A 14965-nucleotide genomic window follows, 5' to 3' on the forward strand; every position below is an offset into this window, starting at 1 on the left:
AGAGGAGCATGACCATACAATGCCCCCAAATAGGGGGAGATCGTCGGATGCCCGTGTTTTACGTCTGTGCAGGGTTGCTCGGCCTGCTTGCCGTGTCCCTGACAGTCAGCGTCGGCCGCATGCGCATGCAGAAGAAGATCTATCTCGGCGATGGCGGCGACAAGGAACTGCTGGCGGCGATCCGGGCGCACGGCAACTTCATGGAATACGTGCCGCTCTGCCTGGTGCTGATCTATTTCGTCAGCGACTTCTACGGCTACTGGTACACGGCGATCATGGCCGTCGTGCTGCTGCTGGCGCGCGTGCTGCATGCCGGCGGCATCCTGGGCTTCATTCCGCTCGGCCGCACGATCGGCGCGGCCGGCACGACCATCCTTCTCGTGGTGGCCTCCGCCCTGATCATCTACTCCGGCTTCAACCTGAAACAGTACTAGCGGGCAGCGGGCGGTACGATGGGCGAGCCAGTCACCGTTCCGCTCTGGCTGTTCGCCGCGATCGCCCTGTTCGCGGCCTGGTCGCTGCTCGACCGGCTGCTGATCCCGAGCGGCCGCTGGTTCCTGCGCCGCCGCCTCAACCGCCTGATCGACCGCGTCAACCAGCGGCTGGCCGTCGAGATAAAGCCGTTCCAGCTCACCAAGCGCCAGGTGCTGATCGACCGCCTGGTCTACGACCCCCAGGTGGTCGCCGCCGCCAACGACTATGCCCGCGCCAACAACCTGCCGCGCGAGGTGGCGATGACCGAGGTCCATCGCTATGCGCGCGAGATCGTGCCGACCTTCAACGCCTACATCTATTTCAGGCTGGGCTACTCGATCGCCCGCGCCGTCGCCCGTTTCCTCTATCGCGTGCGCCTGGGCTTCGCCGACGAGCGCACCATGGCGGGCGTTTCGCCCGGGACCACGGTGGTGTTCGTCATGAACCACCGCAGCAACATGGATTATGTGCTGGTGGCCTTCCTGGCAGCCGAGCGCACGGCGCTGTCCTACGCCGTCGGCGAATGGGCGCGCATCTGGCCGCTGCAGCAGCTCATCCGCTCGATGGGCGCCTACTTCGTGCGCCGCAACTCCAACAACCCGATCTATCGCCGCGTGCTCGAGCGCTACGTACACATGGCGACCGAGGCCGGCGTCGCCCAGGCGATGTATCCCGAGGGCGGCCTGTCGCGCGACGGCAAGCTGCGCGAGCCCAAGCTCGGCCTGTTCGACTACATGCTGAAATCGTTCGATCCCAAGGGCAGCCATGATATCGTCTTCGTGCCGGTGGCGCTGAACTACGACCGCGTGCTCGAGGACCGCACCCTGCTGCGCTCGCTCGACAAGGAGCTGCCGCGGCGCGGCGCGCTCTTCGCCGCGCGTACCGCCCTTGGCTTCTGGTTCAGCCAGCTCGGCCTGATGTTGCGCGGCCGCTGGTACCGCTTCGGCTATGCCTGCGTGAATTTCGGCGGGCTCATCTCCGCCCGCGGCTGGCTGGCCACCCATGCCGCGGCCTCGGATGGCGACCTGCGCAGCCTCGACAAGGACCAGCGCTTCGAGGTCATCGGCCGGCTGGCCAAGGACGTCATGGCCGAGATCGCCAGCCTGGTGCCGGTGCTGCCGGTATCGCTGATCGCCACCGTGCTGCTCGAGGCCGGCGAGCCGCTCGACGAGCTGGAGCTCAAGGTGCGGGCCCACGACCTGATGGCGCATTTCGAGGGCCGCGGCGCCAAGCTCTACCTGCCGCGCGGCGACCGGGACTATGCCTTCGATGTCGGGCTGCGCATGCTGGAGCTGCGCCATATGGTCGAAGAGCCGGAAGCAGGCCTGTTCGCGGCGGTGGCCGCCGAACGGCCGGTGCTCGCCTACTACGCCAACGCCATCGCCCATCTGCGCTGACGATGACCCCATTCTCGCTGCCGCGCACGCTCTGGAACATCGCCTACTCGGTGGGCCTCGGCTTCTTCACCAACCGGCTGTCGACCTCGGCCGCCGCGATGGCGTTCTACACCATGTTCGCCATCGGCCCGATCATGATCTTCAGCATCACCGTGGCCGAACCGATCGTCGGCCGATTGATGGCGCAGGAGGCGGTGTTCGAGGTGCTGGGCACGGTGCTGCAGCCGGACCAGCTGCAGGGCATCAAGCGCTTCGCCTCGCAGGAACTGTTCCGCGGCGGCGGTGTGGCGGCCATCATCGGCGCGGTCGTGCTGGTTTATACGGGCAGCCGCGTCTTCGTCGAGCTCGACGACGGCATCAACGCCATCTGGAGCACGACCGCCGTTCATGTGCTGCATCCGGTGAGCCCGCTCCAGCCGGTGCTGGCGACCCTGCAGTCGCGCCTGCTGGCCCTGGCGATGATGATCGTGCTCGGCGTGCTGCTGATCGCGGTCATCCTGGCGAGCGTGCTGCTCTCAGCCTACGCCGGCGTGCTGGAGAAGTTCCCGGTACTGGGCGTCTGGATCGGACCGGCGATATCGGTGTTCGTCCACTACGGGCTGCTGTCGGGCTTTTTCACCCTGATCTACAAGTGGCTGCCGAGCGGCGGCGTGCGCTGGCGCTACGCCCTGATCGGCGGTGCGGTGAATGCGCTCTTGTTCGCCGCCGGCAACCGCGCGCTGGTGTACTATTTCGAGGTGACGCAGCTCACCTCGGCCTTCGGCGCCACCGCGGGCTTCGCCGCCATCATGGTGTGGATGTACTGGACCTCGCTCACCATCCTGCTCGGCGCCCAGATCGGCCGCTCGACGCGCGACGTGCTGATCCATGAACGCCGAAGGGAGATGGTGGAGGGGGATCTTTAGGATGGGAGCGCGGGCCTCCGGCCCGCTCATGATCAAGAGGCGGGCCAGAGGCCCGCGCTCCCTTAAAACATTGTGGCTAAGACCCGATCCGGCGGCTTGTGGCCGTCGGCGAAGGTCTTGATGTTGATCAGCACCTTCTCGCCCATGTCGATGCGGCCTTCCAGCGTCGCCGAGCCCATGTGCGGCAGCAGCACGACGCGGTCGAGCTCGAGCAGCTTGGGATTGACCTGCGGCTCGTGCTCGTAGACGTCGAGGCCGGCGCCGGCGAGCTCGTCCGCCTTCAGCATGCGCACCAGGGCGTTCTCGTCGATCACCTCGCCGCGCGCGGTGTTGACGATGATGGCCGTGGCCTTCATCAGCTTGAGCCGCCGCGCCGAAAGCAGGTGGAACGTCGCCGGCGTGTGCGGGCAGTTCACCGACACGATGTCCATGCGCGCCAGCATCTGGTCGAGACTCTCCCAATAGGTCGCCTCGAGCTCGCGCTCGATGTCGCCGTGAACGCGCTTGCGGTTGTGATAGTGGATGGCAAGCCCGAAGCCGCGCGCGCGGCGCGCCAGCGCCTGGCCGATGCGGCCCATGCCGACGATGCCCATGCGCTTGCCGAGCAGCCTGGCGCCCAGCATCGCGGTCGGGCTCCAGCCGGTCCATTGGTTGGCGCGCACCATGCGCTCGCCCTCGCCCATGCGCCGCGCCGTCGCCAGCACCAGCGCCATGGTCATGTCGGCCGTGTCCTCGGTCAGCACGCCTGGCGTATTGGTGACGGTGATGCCGCGCTGACGGGCGGTGTCGAGGTCGATGTGATCGACGCCGGTGCCGAACGAGGCGATCAGCTTCAGCCGCGGCCCGGCCTGCGACAGCACGCGGCTGTCGATGCGGTCGGTCACGGTCGGCACCAGCACGTCGGCCGCCTTCACGGCCTCGACCAGCTGGGCCGAGGTCAGCGGCTTGTCGTCGGCATTGAGCCGAGTGTCGAACAGCTCCATCAGCCGGGTCTCGATCGCATCCGGCAGTTTCCGGGTGACGATTACCAGCGGCTTTTTCTTGGAACTTGTCGGCATGTAATCGGGACCGGCTCGCACGTCAGGGGATCAGCCCGATTAGCAACACAAAGCGCGCCTTGTCCAGCCGGGGAACATATCGCGCCCTGGGACGAAAAAGCCCATTCTTTCAAGTGGTTGTCGCCCGACACGAAGATTTGGGGTATATAGGCGTCGATGGGAATCCGATCGTCGGTCCGGCTTTGGGCAAGCTTCGTCGCGTTGGCGGCCATCGGGCTGCCCGGCACGGCGGCCCCGCAGGCTGCCGACAAGTCGGCCAGCGCCCAGCAAAGGAAGGGCTCGGGCCTGCCGATTCCCCGCTTTGCCTCGCTGCGATCCGACGAGGTCAACGTCCGCACCGGCCCCGGTTCGCGCTATCCCGTGGACTGGGTCTTCAAGCGCAAGAGCATGCCGGTCGAGATCGTCGCCGAGTTCGATAATTGGCGGAAAATCCGCGATTGGCAGGGGGCGAGTGGCTGGGTCCACCAGAGTTTGCTGAGCGGCAAGCGCAGCTTCATCATCGCCGCCAAGCCGGCCGCCCTGCACAAGACACCAGCGCCCTCGGCCGAGGTCGTGGCCAAGCTGGAGCCCGAGGTAGTGGGCGAAATCCGCTCCTGCACGGGCGACTGGTGCCGGGTCAAGGCGGCCGGGGTCAGCGGCTGGATCGAGCGGACTGGCATGTGGGGCGTCTATAAGTCCGAGCCAATCAACTAGCCGCCCCGGCGGGCGGGTCGTAAAAATGGGGTCACCGTGGCCCACGCAGTAAGCCTTTCCTACGCGCGCTCCGACCATATGTCGCCCGTCGCCGTGGCGATGACGACGACGCTGCATCTTGCCGTCGCGGCAGCGCTCTTCTGGATCTCGCCGCTGCGCTACATCGACACCACGCCCGAGCCCATCGCGATCACCGTGGAGAGCGAGCTTCCGAAGCCGGTCGAGCCGCCGAAGCCGCCACCAACGCCTGAGCCGCCAGCCCCGGTGGCAGCTGCCCCGCCGCCTGCGGCAGCGCCACCGCCGCCGGCGCCTGCGCCCGCAGCGCCGATGCGGCTCGGCATAACGCCGTTCGCCCAAAACCCCGATCCCAAGGCCGCACCCGGCGTCGAGAACCCTGCGCCGCCCAAGCCCGAGACGCCGGCCCAGGAGGCGGCCCAGCCCGACCCACCCAAGGTCGAACAGCAGCAGGCGCTCGCCACGCCGCCTCCCCCGCCACCGCCGCCACCGCCATCGCGCACGCTCGAAAGCGAACTGCCGCCGCTCGATGCGCCACCGCCACCGGTCACCTCGCAGGAAGTCCCAAGGCCGCCGGCGCCGCCGCCGCCTGCTCCCAAGGCGCAGCCGCCGACCCAGCAGCGCGTGCAGCCGGCTCCACCGCCGCCGCCTCGGCCACAGCAGCAGCCGGCGCTCCAATCCTCGCCGCTCGCCAATCTGCCACCGCCGCCACGCGACCAGCAGGCCTCGCGCCAGGCGCCGAACCTGGTCAATCCGGCCAATGCCTATGGCCAAAAGCGCCTGGAAGACCAGTACCTCTGGTACATTGCCCAGAAGCTCTCGCAGCAGCAGCAGTTCATCCGCAACGCCACGGCCGAAGCCGGCGCCGTTGTGCTGCGAATCACGATCGCCCGCGACGGTCGCCTCGTCGATGTCGGCGTCAGCCGCTCCAGCGGATCGCCGTCGCTGGACAATTTCACCCTCAACATGGTCCGTCAGGCCGCTCCCTACAGTCCGTTGCCCGACGACATCACGGGGCCGCAACACACCTTCGTCCTGCCGCTCAACTTCCGACGAAACTGACGGGCCTGGCGCCAGCCTAGCCGCCACCCGCCTGCGGACGTAGAACGAGACCACCGTGACCGACGCCAGCATCGTCCCTTCACGCGTGGAGCAGCGCATGCCGCCGGCCGCCGTGGCCTTGGCGGTGGTGCTGCATGTCTTGATCGGCGCCGGCATCTGGTTGTTTTCGCCGCTGCAGCCGACCGAATCCCAGGAAGAGCCGATCATGGTGATGTTCGACAGCTCGCCGTCGAATGTCGGCCTGCAGGATCCGGCAAGGACCGGCCCGCCGGCCGAATCGCAGGCCGCCAGCCCGGCACCGTCGACCGAGCCCAACCGCGAGCCCGAGCAGCAACAGGCGCTGGCGCCTGCGCAGCCTTCAAGCGAGCCCGCACAACCCTCGCAGTCCTCGCAGGCCGTGCCCCAGCCTGAGCCGGTGCCGACCTTGCCGATCTACGAATTCTCCGTGCCGCCGGTGCCCGAGCCGCCGCCGGCGCCAACCTCGCGCGACTTTCCCAAGCCACCAGCCGCCGCACCGCCCAGGCCTGCGCAACGCACCCAGCCGATGCCGCCGCGGCCTGCCCCGCCGGCACAGCAGAGACCGGCGACCGAGGCGCCGGCGTCGATACCCGCGCCCTTGACCGGCCCCAACCCGCCAGATCAGTTCGCGGGACAAGGCCGTCAGCGCAACGACTACCTGTCGCGCGTCTTTCGCCAGCTCGAGCGCTATCGTGTCTATCCGGCGTCGGCGCGCGACAACCACCTCGGAGGACGCGTGGTGACGCGGGTCACCATCAATCGCGACGGCGGCCTCATAGACGCCCGCATCGATACGTCGAGCGGCGTTCCCGTCATCGACCAGGCCGAGCTCGAGGCCATCCGCAAGGCGGCACCCTTCCCGCCGGTGCCGAGCAACATGCCGGGTGATCCAGTGATCCTGGTTCTGCGGATGAACTACGGCCCGCCGGCACGTCGTTAATCTTCCGGACCGCGCGCGTCGCGCGCGGTCCGGAAGAATTCAAGAGAAGTCGGCAGACAGCGCGTGGCGCACGGCCTGCGGCATCACCGCCATGTGGCCGTAGTTGGGATGGTCGAAGCCCACCACGACATCGCCGGCACCGCTGCGGAAGGCCGCGACCTGAGCCGCAGTGAAAGCAAAGCGGATGAACTGCACCGACGAGGCCTTGCCGTCCTCGCGCGAGCGTTCCTGGTCGTCTTCGGGGACGCCGCGGATCACCTCGCCGTCGACACGAATGAAGGCCTGTTGTTCGACACCACCCAGGGTCGCCAGCACGCGGGCGCGGCGCACCGGATCGTCGATCTCGAACATCACCGTGGCGACCAACTCGCTGCCCTGCGGGATCAGCGGATTGTAGGCCGCGAGCTCGTCGGGGATCTGCGCCGGCCCGCCCTTCTCGATGAAGAGCATCTCATGCACTTGGTGCAGCATGGTCTCGTAGGATTCGAAATAGAACGTCGCGAACGGCCCGACTTCCAGCCGGCGGTTCTTCTTGATCTCGGAAATCTGCCGCCGGCGCTCGGCCCGCACCTTCACGTATTCGGTGAGCGGCAGGATGGCGGAGACTTCGATTGCGCGCGGCGTCATGGCTTCACCGTCAGTCCATAGGCCTGTGCCATCAGCTCGATGGGATGATTGGCCCGCGAAGGTTTCAACGTCTGGTCACCTGCCGTCAGTTCCATCACCTGCATGAGATGATCGGCAGCCAACGGGCACTCCGAGGCAACGAAGCTGGTGTCGTTCTTGATCGCGGCCTGGGCGGCGGGCTTGCCGACCTTCACCGCGGTCTCAAAATTTTCGGTGCGCGCGCCCCAGATGCCGCCATGGCCGCTGCAACGCTCGATCACGGCGACGCGCGTCTTCGGCACCAGGCGCAGCATCTCGGCCGCCTTCGCGCCCATGTTCTGCGCCCGCGCATGGCAAGCCAGATGGACGCTGACGCCACCTTCGATGGTCTGCAGGCCGGGCGCGAGGCCTTCCTTCTTCGCGATGTCGACGACGTATTCGGAGATGTCGAACGTCCCCTGCGACAATCGGTCGACCGCGGGATCCTTGGGCAGGATCAGCGGCCATTCGAACTTCAGCATCAGCGCGCAGGAGGGTGTCAGCGCAATCACGTCGTAGCCCTTGTCGACCCAGGGCAGCAGGGCGTCCGTCACCTGGCGCGCCGCGGCGGCGACGCCTTCGAGGTCGCCCAGTTCGAGCTTCGGCATGCCGCAGCAATGGGGATGGACGACCTCGGTGGCGACGCCGTTCCTGGCCAGCACCGCGCGGGCGGCGGCGCCGATGCCGGTGTTGTTGAAGTTCACGTAACAGGTGGCATAGAGCACGGCCTTGCGCTTGCCGAAGGCGGGCGCGGCCTCGTTCAGCGCCACGCCTTCGCGCGCGGCGCGGATCACGAAGGTCTCGCCGGCATATTTCGGCAGGCGTGCGCCGTGATGGATATCGGCCCATTTCTCCAAGGCCGGACGCGTGATCTTGTTGTGCTCGTCGCTCACGAAGTTGGCGATGCCGGCCGTGAAGGTGCCGAGCCGCCCCATGCGGTCGGTGTCGGCGAGCTGGGCCTCGACGAAGTCGATGCCCTCCTTGCGCGCCTTCACGGCGCGATGGCGCAGCATGAGATGCGGGAAATCGAGCGCCCATTCGTGCGGCGGCACGTACGGGCACTTGGTCATGAAGCACATGTCGCAAAGCGTGCAGGCTTCTTCGACCGAGGCGTAGTCCTCCTTCTTCACACCGTCGAGCTCGCCGGTCGGGCCGTTGTCTATCAGGTCGAACAGGCGCGGGAAGGAATCGCAGAGATTGAAGCAGCGCCGGCAGCCGTGACAGATGTCGAAGACGCGCTCCATCTCCTTCTCGAGCGCTTTCTCATCCCAGAACCACGGGTTCTGCCAGTCCAGGGCATGGCGGACGGGGGCTTCAAGGCTGCCTTCGCGCATGTCAGTGCCGTTCTCGATCGATCAATCGTGTAGCAGGACGAAAAAGGGGACCCGGTAGGGCCCCCTTCTTATAAAGCCTGAAAAGGCTCAGGCCATCGTGTCGAGGGCCTTCTGGAAGCGGCCGGCGTGGCTCTTCTCGGCCTTCGCCAGGGTCTCGAACCAGTCGGCGATCTCGGCAAAGCCTTCCTCGCGCGCGGTGCGGGCCATGCCCGGATACATGTCGGTGTACTCGTGCGTCTCGCCCGCGATCGCGGCCTTGAGGTTGGAGCCGGTGGGGCCGATCGGCAGGCCGGTCGCCGGATCGCCGCTCACTTCGAGGAATTCCAGATGGCCGTGCGCATGGCCGGTCTCGCCTTCGGCGGTCGAACGGAACACGGCGGCGACATCATTGTAGCCTTCGACGTCGGCCTTCTGGGCGAAGTAGAGGTACCGGCGATTCGCCTGGCTCTCGCCCGCGAATGCCGCCTTCAGATTGTCCTCGGTCTTGGATCCCTTGAGGTTCGCCATGGCTTTTCTCCTTGATATTTAAGGCTAGGCGACCGGCGCGCGGCCGATCTGGCGGCGCGATATTGGTCCAGCCGGCGCGATCCCGTCAAGTTGTTTAGAACAGTTCTAAGAACTGCAAGCGACTCGCAAGTAGCGCCTCAAAAGGCGCTAGCGGCGTACGCGCACGATGACGTCGACCCTCGACATCCGAGTGCCCTTGGGCGGGGTCGGCAGGCCGGCGATGGTCACCTTTTCCGACGGGAAGTCGTGCAGCTCGCCGTCGTTCTCGACGAAGAAATGATGGTGGTGGCCGGTATTGGTGTCGAAGTAGGACCGGCCCGGCGCCACCACGACCTCGCGCAGCAGCCCGGCGTCGCGGAACTGGTTCAGCGCGTTGTAGACCGTGGCCAGCGACACAGGCATGCGAGTCGCCTTGACCTCGGCATGCAGGCTTTCGGCCGTGACATGGCGGTGCTCGCCCTCGAACAGCAGGCGCGCCAACGCCACCCGTTGCCGGGTGGGGCGCAAACCGGCCTCGCGCAGGCGGACCGTGAAGTCGGGGCTGGTACCGGACATTGTGACGCCCATATGTAAGCAGCCAAAAGCGGCCTGAAAAGGGCCGTCTGACCCTGATTCGGCGGTTTGCGCTGGACGGCGGGCCTCCTTATTCTGGTTTCGATCCCGGTTTCGGGCGGCGTGGGACGGTGAGCGTGAGCGACAAGAAGAGCAGCTATACTTTCGAGGATCTGATCGAATGCGCGCGGGGGCGGCTGTTTGGGCCCGGCAACGCGCAATTGCCGTTGCCGCCGATGCTGATGCTCGATCGGATCGTGAAGATCGCCGAGACCGGCGGCAATTTCGGCAAAGGCGAGATCGTGGCCGAGCTCGATATCAAGCCGGACCTCTGGTTTTTCGACTGCCATTTCAAGGGCGACCCGGTGATGCCGGGCTGCCTGCCACTCGACGCCCTGTGGCAGTGCCTGGGCTTCTTCCTGGGCTGGATGAAGGCTCCCGGCCGCGGCCGGGCGCTGGGCGTGGGTGAGGTCAAGTTCACCGGCATGATCGTGCCGACGGTGAAGAAGCTCACATTCCACGTGCATCTCAAGCGCGTGATGCTGCGCAAGCTGGTCCTGGGCATCGCCGACGGCTTCGTGCATGCCGATGGCAAGCCGGTCTATGAGGCCATGGGCCTCAAGGTCGGACTGTTCCAGGACGCCGCCGAAGTTTCGGCTGCAGCGAGCTGACCGCATGAAACGTGTCGTCGTCACCGGCCTTGGAGTCGTGTCCCCGATCGGCAACAACGCCGCCGAGGTCACGAAATCGTTGAAGGACGGCAAGTCCGGCATCGAGTTCGTCCCGCAGTACAAAGAGCTCGGCTTCCGCAGCCAGGTCGCGGGTACGCTCAAGATGAACGTCGACGAGCTGGTCGACCGCCGCCTGCGCCGCTTCATGGGCGACGGTGCGGCCTTCGCCTATCTCGCCATGAAAGAGGCGATCGCGGATGCGGGCCTCGGCGAGGCCGAGATCTCCAACGAGCGCACCGGCCTGGTCGCGGGTTCAGGCGGGCCGACGACCGGCGCTATCGTGCAGTCGGCCATCATCGCCAAGGAGAAGGGGCCCAAGCGCGTCGGCCCGTTCATGGTGCCGCGGGCCATGTGCAGCACCGTCTCGGCCAACCTCGCGACGGCCTACAAGATCAAGGGGCTCAGCTACTCGATCAGCTCGGCCTGCTCGACCTCGGCGCATTGCATCGGCAACGCCGTCGAATGCATCCAGCTCGGCAAGGCCGACCGCATGTTCGCGGGCGGCGGCGAGGAGCTCGACTGGACGCTGTCGGTGCTGTTCGACGCCATGGGCGCCATGTCGTCGAAGTACAACGACACGCCCGCGCGGGCGAGTCGCGCCTACGACAAGGACCGCGACGGCTTCGTGATCGCCGGCGGCGGCGGCATCCTGGTGCTGGAAGATCTGGAAGTGGCCCGCGCCCGCGGCGCCAAGATCTATGCCGAGGTCGTGGGCTACGGCGCCACATCCGACGGCGCCGACATGGTGGCGCCCTCCGGCGAAGGCGCGGTGCGCTGCATGAAGCTCGCCATTGACGGCTTCCCCGGCGCGGCACGGCGCAACGCGCCGGTCGACTACATCAACACCCACGGCACCTCCACGCCGGTGGGCGACATCACCGAGCTCGACGCCATCCGCACCGTCTTCGGCAACAACAAGCTGCCGGCCGTCAGCTCGACCAAGTCGCTGACGGGACACAGCCAGGGCGCGACCGGCGTGCACGAGGCGATCTATTCGCTGCTGATGCTGAAGGAAGACTTCGTCGCGGCCTCGGCCAACGTCGAGAATGCCGACCCCGGCGTCGGCGACTATCCGGTGGCGCGCCAGCGCATCGACAATGCCGGCCTGCACACCGTGATGTCGAACAGCTTCGGCTTCGGCGGCACCAACGCCTGCCTGCTGTTCTCGCGTTACGACGGCTGAACTTGTGCGGTGTTGCTGAAACGCTGGGCAACAATTTGTCATTTTCTTTGAACGTCCATCCTAACTAAGAAGAGGCATCATGCCCATCGACCGGACCCTCTCGGCCGCCCTCGATGCTTCCGGCGGCGGGACGGCAAGCCCCTCTACCCACACGCAATCCAAGGCAGTCGATCTCCCCGAAGTCCCGAAATTGATGGCCGGCAAGCGCGGCCTGGTGATGGGCGTGGCCAACGATCGCTCGATCGCCTGGGGCATCGCCACGGCGCTGCATGCGGCGGGCGCGGAGATGGCCTTCACCTACCAGGGAGCGGCGTTCGGCAAGCGCGTGCTGCCGATGGTCGAGAAGCTCGGCTCCAGGATCATCGAGGAAGCCGACGTCGAGAACGAGGAGAGCCTCGACCGGCTGTTCGCCCGCCTGCAGAAGGAATGGGGCCGGCTCGACTTCGTGGTCCACGCCATCGCCTTCTCCGACAAGGAGGAGCTGAAGGGCCGCTACGTCGACACCACCAAGGCCAACTTCCAGCGCAGCCTCACCATCTCCTGCTACTCCTTCACCGACATCGCACGCCGTGCGCTGCCGCTGATGACCGAGGGCGGCAGCCTGATCACGTTGACCTACGAGGGCGCCACGCGCGTCATGCCGTCCTACAACGTCATGGGCGTGGCGAAGGCCGCCCTGGAAGCGAGCGTGCGCTATCTCGCGGCCGATCTCGGCCCGCAGGGCGTGCGCGTGAACGCCATTTCGGCCGGCCCGATGCGCACCCTGGCCGGCGCGGTGATCGGCAGCGCCCGTTACGTCTATCGCGTGTCGCGCGAGGCCTCGCCCTTGCGGCGCAATGTCGAGCTGACCGATGTCGGCGGTGCGGGACTCTACCTGTTGTCCGACCTCAGCGCCGGCGTCACCGGAACCGTCCACTATGTCGATGCCGGCTACCACGCCATCGGCATGCCGCCGCAGGCGAGCGAGAACGGCAACGCGGAGTAGCGCTGGGCGCGCGCCCGCCGTCGCAACGCGGTAGCCCGGTGAGCCTCATCGGCGCTATACGCACCTCGTGCGCTTGATCGCTTCACTGCTCGCCTGCAGCATCGTGTGTGGCGCGTTGCCGTCGATTGCCATCGCCGAACCGCTCACGCCCGTGCGCTTTCAGCAGGTCCTCGCCACCGCCAAGGCATACGCGGCAGACCGTACGCTGATCTTCTATTGCATCCGCGACGAGCCGGGGATGCTGCCCTTCAACTATCTCGTGGTCCACACCGAGACCGAGGCGGCACTCAACAAGCTCAAGGCGGCGGGTAGCGAGGCCAAGCAGAACGCCGAGCTGGTGGAAGCCGTGATGGCCAATGTTCGCTATCCCACGACCGGCGCCAGCGACGCGGCGATGGACGCCGAATGCCAGTCCAAGAACGTCAGGCAGAGCTACTTCACGTTCTCCGGCCCGCTGATCACGCCGCTCGACAGGCGGCCGCCGTTCGACAGCCTGAAGTAAGGTCGCTTCGGATCATCGCCCCGCGCCAATGATCTGAACGCTCCGCATGACGCTTTCGGCGAATTGCCGTTGCTCGGGCGAATTGCCGGCGTACTGCAGCAGGGTCGCGGTGCCGTGGCGGCGTTCGCCGACTCGCACGATCGTGAGCTTCAACTGCAGGAGTTCGCCCTTTCCATTCTTCATCGTCGACTCGAACGAGAAGCCCGCGAGGCCCGAGATCGATGCCGGTGTCTTGTCGGCCGGTGTCGCAACACCCGCGGCAAGGAACATTACCCTGGTGACATCCTCGAGTGACCCGCTGTCAGCCCCGAAGGAGAGGACGATCGACGTCGATCTGTCCTGGCTGACGGCAACGAGAGCGTTGTCGGTACCGACGCTGTAGGTCCAGTCGTCGGGAACCTGCACGGTGAAGGCCGGCACAGCGCGGGCCGGATGTCGCAGCTCGCGAGCCGACGCTGCAGTGGCGATCGCAACGCAGAGAAGAACCCCCGCCAGGCGGCCGACGAAAACCGCGAATTTCATGTGCACGACACTACGCATTGCGGCACCATTGCGCCACCATGACTGCGGACCGCCTCATCCTGCACGGCAGCTTCACCTCGAGCTCGAGCTACAAGCCGATGCTCTTCCTGGCGCTCAGCGGCCTGCCGTTCTCGTTTCGCACCGTTAATCTCAAGAACGGTGTGCAGAAGGAGGCGAGCCACCTCGCGATCAACCGCTATGGCCAGGTCCCGGTGCTGCGCCACGGCGATCTCACGCTGGTGATGTCGAACGTGATCCTCGATTATCTCGCGCGGACCACTGGCCATTTCGAGCCCAAAACGGAGCAGCATCGCTGGCAGGCCCGCGAATGGCTCTCCTGGGAGAACGACGCCATCACCAACGTGGCGCGCGTCCGTCATTTCGCCCGCTTCCGTCCCGATGTGTCGCAAGACATCGTAAGGTTTTTCCGCCCGCTCGCCGAGGCCGCCCTCGATTTCGCCGACAAGTCGCTTCAGGGCCGCGAATGGCTGGTGGGTGATTCCTGCTCGATCGCCGATATCGGCTGCTGGGGCCGCATGGTGTTCGCGGCCGAAGGCGGCCTGTCGCTCGACGCGCGACCCAATCTCGCCGCATGGCGCGACCGGCTGATGGCGATGCCGGGCTTCGCGCTGCCCTACGATCTCATTCCGAAGAAGGACGCCGAGTTCGCAGGCGCCGCGCCTCGGTAGAATGTCTTCCGGACCGCGCGCTGGGTCGCGTCTGACGCGACCTAGCGCGCGGTCCGGAAGAGCATGACGTGTCAGCTGACGACGATGTCCATTGATGTTGCAAGCGCGCCGGCTTCGAGCCCAGGCGCCGGCTGCAACTTCATCTCGACCAGCTCGCGCTGACGGGGGTCGCGGATGCCGCGGAAGACGCCGTCGCGTTCGTTGCTCGGCTCGCCGGCGATATAGAACTGGCTGGTGAGCATCTTGCCGGTCGACGTCGCGACCTTGAAATGGATGTGCGGCGTGCGGCCCGGATAGGCGACTGGCGTCAGCGTGCGGAAGGTGTAGCGGCCGTCGGCCTTGACCAGCAGGCGGCCGTAGCCCTGGAACGCCGAATCGCGCCTGTCGCGCCCGGGCTGGCGCGGATGGTCGTAGATGCCCTGGGCATCGCACTGCCAGATCTCGACAATCGCGCCATCGACCGGCTTGCCGTTGAGGTCGAGCACGCGGCCTTCCAGGTGCAGCACCGTGCCCATGGCGCGCGCCTGCTGGCCACGGACCTGCACCAAATCGTTGTCCATGTCGGCCGGGAAAGCCGTCGGATAGAACGGCCCTTCGGTCTGTTGCGGCGTGGCAATCAAGCCGGCGGCGCGAGCCGAAGCAAAAGGAAGCAGGCTGGCGCCGGCGCCGGCCAGCAGCAGACGGCGGGAGGTCGAGGTCTTCATCCCGCCAATCCTACAAACAAAAACGGCGGCCCGAAGGCCGCCGTTTTCG

The 14965-nt window shown here is 66.6% G+C and carries 18 protein-coding genes; 11 read left to right on the plus strand and 7 right to left on the minus strand.

Annotated features, from left to right (window positions below; genetic code table 11):
* Positions 1-47: 47 nt before the first annotated feature.
* Genes RSO01_RS24650 through RSO01_RS24660 form a run of 3 tightly spaced genes read left to right on the plus strand, consistent with a single transcriptional unit; the run spans position 48 to position 2776 of the window.
* Entirely contained in the window at positions 48-434 is a 387-nt protein-coding gene (locus RSO01_RS24650; protein WP_147152391.1) for an MAPEG family protein, read from the plus strand.
* A gap of 18 nt (positions 435-452) precedes the next feature.
* Positions 453-1871 (plus strand): 1-acyl-sn-glycerol-3-phosphate acyltransferase, encoded by a 1419-nt coding sequence (locus RSO01_RS24655; protein WP_147152392.1) that lies wholly within the window; start codon positions 453-455, stop codon positions 1869-1871.
* A 2-nt stretch (positions 1872-1873) separates the two neighbouring features.
* Positions 1874-2776, plus strand: a complete 903-nt coding sequence (locus tag RSO01_RS24660) for a YihY/virulence factor BrkB family protein (protein ID WP_147152394.1) — start codon at positions 1874-1876, stop codon at positions 2774-2776.
* A gap of 62 nt (positions 2777-2838) precedes the next feature.
* Here the strand turns inward: RSO01_RS24660 and RSO01_RS24665 are convergent, their stop codons facing one another.
* On the minus strand, positions 2839-3834 hold the full coding sequence (locus RSO01_RS24665) for a 2-hydroxyacid dehydrogenase (protein WP_147152396.1): 996 nt from the start codon (positions 3832-3834) through the stop codon (positions 2839-2841).
* A gap of 156 nt (positions 3835-3990) precedes the next feature.
* Between RSO01_RS24665 and RSO01_RS24670 the strand changes: the two genes are divergently transcribed.
* The 3 genes from RSO01_RS24670 to RSO01_RS24680 are packed head-to-tail and all read left to right on the plus strand — an operon-like array spanning position 3991 to position 6562.
* The gene (locus tag RSO01_RS24670) at positions 3991-4527 is read left to right on the plus strand and encodes an SH3 domain-containing protein (protein ID WP_147152398.1); all 537 of its coding nucleotides are present in this window, start codon (positions 3991-3993) and stop codon (positions 4525-4527) included.
* A 36-nt stretch (positions 4528-4563) separates the two neighbouring features.
* Positions 4564-5604, plus strand: coding sequence for a TonB family protein (locus tag RSO01_RS49540; protein ID WP_147152399.1), 1041 nt, complete (start codon positions 4564-4566; stop codon positions 5602-5604).
* A 55-nt stretch (positions 5605-5659) separates the two neighbouring features.
* Positions 5660-6562 carry a cell envelope integrity TolA family protein gene (locus tag RSO01_RS24680; RefSeq protein WP_147152401.1) on the plus strand — a complete coding sequence of 301 codons (903 nt, stop codon included), beginning with the start codon at positions 5660-5662 and terminating at the stop codon, positions 6560-6562.
* A 39-nt stretch (positions 6563-6601) separates the two neighbouring features.
* Here RSO01_RS24680 and RSO01_RS24685 read toward each other — a convergent pair whose 3' ends face one another.
* The 4 genes from RSO01_RS24685 to irrA all read right to left on the minus strand — a co-directional run bounded on the left by RSO01_RS24685 (position 6602) and on the right by irrA (position 9603).
* Positions 6602-7189, minus strand: a complete 588-nt coding sequence (locus RSO01_RS24685; RefSeq protein ID WP_147152403.1) for a DUF3501 family protein — start codon at positions 7187-7189, stop codon at positions 6602-6604.
* Complete coding sequence (locus tag RSO01_RS24690; RefSeq protein ID WP_147152405.1) at positions 7186-8541, minus strand: heterodisulfide reductase-related iron-sulfur binding cluster; 1356 nt, start codon at positions 8539-8541, stop codon at positions 7186-7188. Before RSO01_RS24690 ends, RSO01_RS24685 begins: the two co-directional genes overlap by 4 nt.
* An 87-nt stretch (positions 8542-8628) precedes the next feature.
* The gene (locus RSO01_RS24695) at positions 8629-9048 is read right to left on the minus strand and encodes a rubrerythrin family protein (protein ID WP_092823920.1); all 420 of its coding nucleotides are present in this window, start codon (positions 9046-9048) and stop codon (positions 8629-8631) included.
* Positions 9049-9195: 147 nt separating this feature from the next.
* Positions 9196-9603, minus strand: a complete 408-nt coding sequence (irrA, locus tag RSO01_RS24700) for an iron response transcriptional regulator IrrA (RefSeq protein ID WP_147152407.1) — start codon at positions 9601-9603, stop codon at positions 9196-9198.
* A gap of 134 nt (positions 9604-9737) precedes the next feature.
* Between irrA and fabA the strand changes: the two genes are divergently transcribed.
* The 4 genes from fabA to RSO01_RS24720 all read left to right on the plus strand — a co-directional run bounded on the left by fabA (position 9738) and on the right by RSO01_RS24720 (position 13001).
* Positions 9738-10271 (plus strand): 3-hydroxyacyl-[acyl-carrier-protein] dehydratase FabA, encoded by a 534-nt coding sequence (gene fabA, locus RSO01_RS24705; protein WP_147152409.1) that lies wholly within the window; start codon positions 9738-9740, stop codon positions 10269-10271.
* A gap of 4 nt (positions 10272-10275) precedes the next feature.
* The gene (fabB, locus tag RSO01_RS24710; RefSeq protein WP_147152411.1) at positions 10276-11514 is read left to right on the plus strand and encodes a beta-ketoacyl-ACP synthase I; all 1239 of its coding nucleotides are present in this window, start codon (positions 10276-10278) and stop codon (positions 11512-11514) included.
* A 193-nt stretch (positions 11515-11707) separates the two neighbouring features.
* Positions 11708-12499: an enoyl-ACP reductase FabI gene (locus tag RSO01_RS24715; RefSeq protein WP_147152508.1), complete on the plus strand. Its 792-nt coding sequence runs from the start codon at positions 11708-11710 to the stop codon at positions 12497-12499.
* A 73-nt stretch (positions 12500-12572) separates the two neighbouring features.
* Positions 12573-13001 (plus strand): hypothetical protein, encoded by a 429-nt coding sequence (locus RSO01_RS24720; protein WP_170303331.1) that lies wholly within the window; start codon positions 12573-12575, stop codon positions 12999-13001.
* 12 nt (positions 13002-13013) lie between these two features.
* Here RSO01_RS24720 and RSO01_RS24725 read toward each other — a convergent pair whose 3' ends face one another.
* Positions 13014-13523, minus strand: a complete 510-nt coding sequence (locus tag RSO01_RS24725; RefSeq protein ID WP_147152416.1) for a hypothetical protein — start codon at positions 13521-13523, stop codon at positions 13014-13016.
* 38 nt (positions 13524-13561) lie between these two features.
* Between RSO01_RS24725 and RSO01_RS24730 the strand changes: the two genes are divergently transcribed.
* Positions 13562-14212, plus strand: coding sequence for a glutathione S-transferase family protein (locus RSO01_RS24730; RefSeq protein ID WP_147152418.1), 651 nt, complete (start codon positions 13562-13564; stop codon positions 14210-14212).
* A 71-nt stretch (positions 14213-14283) separates the two neighbouring features.
* Here RSO01_RS24730 and RSO01_RS24735 read toward each other — a convergent pair whose 3' ends face one another.
* Positions 14284-14916: a dioxygenase family protein gene (locus RSO01_RS24735; protein WP_170303332.1), complete on the minus strand. Its 633-nt coding sequence runs from the start codon at positions 14914-14916 to the stop codon at positions 14284-14286.
* Positions 14917-14965: the final 49 nt, after the last annotated feature.

It is taken from the genome of Reyranella soli (genome assembly GCF_007992495.1).
In the GTDB taxonomy this organism is placed as follows: Bacteria; Pseudomonadota; Alphaproteobacteria; order Reyranellales; family Reyranellaceae; genus Reyranella; species Reyranella soli.

Bases quoted from the DNA above. Each gene is read 5' to 3' on its own strand.
- RSO01_RS24650 (WP_147152391.1), top strand. From the start codon at position 48: ATGCCCGTGTTTTACGTCTGTGCAGGGTTGCTCGGCCTGCTTGCCGTG.
- RSO01_RS24655 (WP_147152392.1), top strand. From the start codon at position 453: ATGGGCGAGCCAGTCACCGTTCCGCTCTGGCTGTTCGCCGCGATCGCC.
- RSO01_RS24660 (WP_147152394.1), top strand. From the start codon at position 1,874: ATGACCCCATTCTCGCTGCCGCGCACGCTCTGGAACATCGCCTACTCG.
- RSO01_RS24665 (WP_147152396.1), bottom strand. From the start codon at position 3,834: ATGCCGACAAGTTCCAAGAAAAAGCCGCTGGTAATCGTCACCCGGAAA.
- RSO01_RS24670 (WP_147152398.1), top strand. From the start codon at position 3,991: ATGGGAATCCGATCGTCGGTCCGGCTTTGGGCAAGCTTCGTCGCGTTG.
- RSO01_RS24685 (WP_147152403.1), bottom strand. From the start codon at position 7,189: ATGACGCCGCGCGCAATCGAAGTCTCCGCCATCCTGCCGCTCACCGAA.
- RSO01_RS24690 (WP_147152405.1), bottom strand. From the start codon at position 8,541: ATGCGCGAAGGCAGCCTTGAAGCCCCCGTCCGCCATGCCCTGGACTGG.
- RSO01_RS24695 (WP_092823920.1), bottom strand. From the start codon at position 9,048: ATGGCGAACCTCAAGGGATCCAAGACCGAGGACAATCTGAAGGCGGCA.
- irrA (WP_147152407.1), bottom strand. From the start codon at position 9,603: ATGTCCGGTACCAGCCCCGACTTCACGGTCCGCCTGCGCGAGGCCGGT.
- fabB (WP_147152411.1), top strand. From the start codon at position 10,276: ATGAAACGTGTCGTCGTCACCGGCCTTGGAGTCGTGTCCCCGATCGGC.
- RSO01_RS24715 (WP_147152508.1), top strand. From the start codon at position 11,708: ATGGCCGGCAAGCGCGGCCTGGTGATGGGCGTGGCCAACGATCGCTCG.
- RSO01_RS24725 (WP_147152416.1), bottom strand. From the start codon at position 13,523: ATGAAATTCGCGGTTTTCGTCGGCCGCCTGGCGGGGGTTCTTCTCTGC.
- RSO01_RS24730 (WP_147152418.1), top strand. From the start codon at position 13,562: ATGACTGCGGACCGCCTCATCCTGCACGGCAGCTTCACCTCGAGCTCG.
- RSO01_RS24735 (WP_170303332.1), bottom strand. From the start codon at position 14,916: ATGAAGACCTCGACCTCCCGCCGTCTGCTGCTGGCCGGCGCCGGCGCC.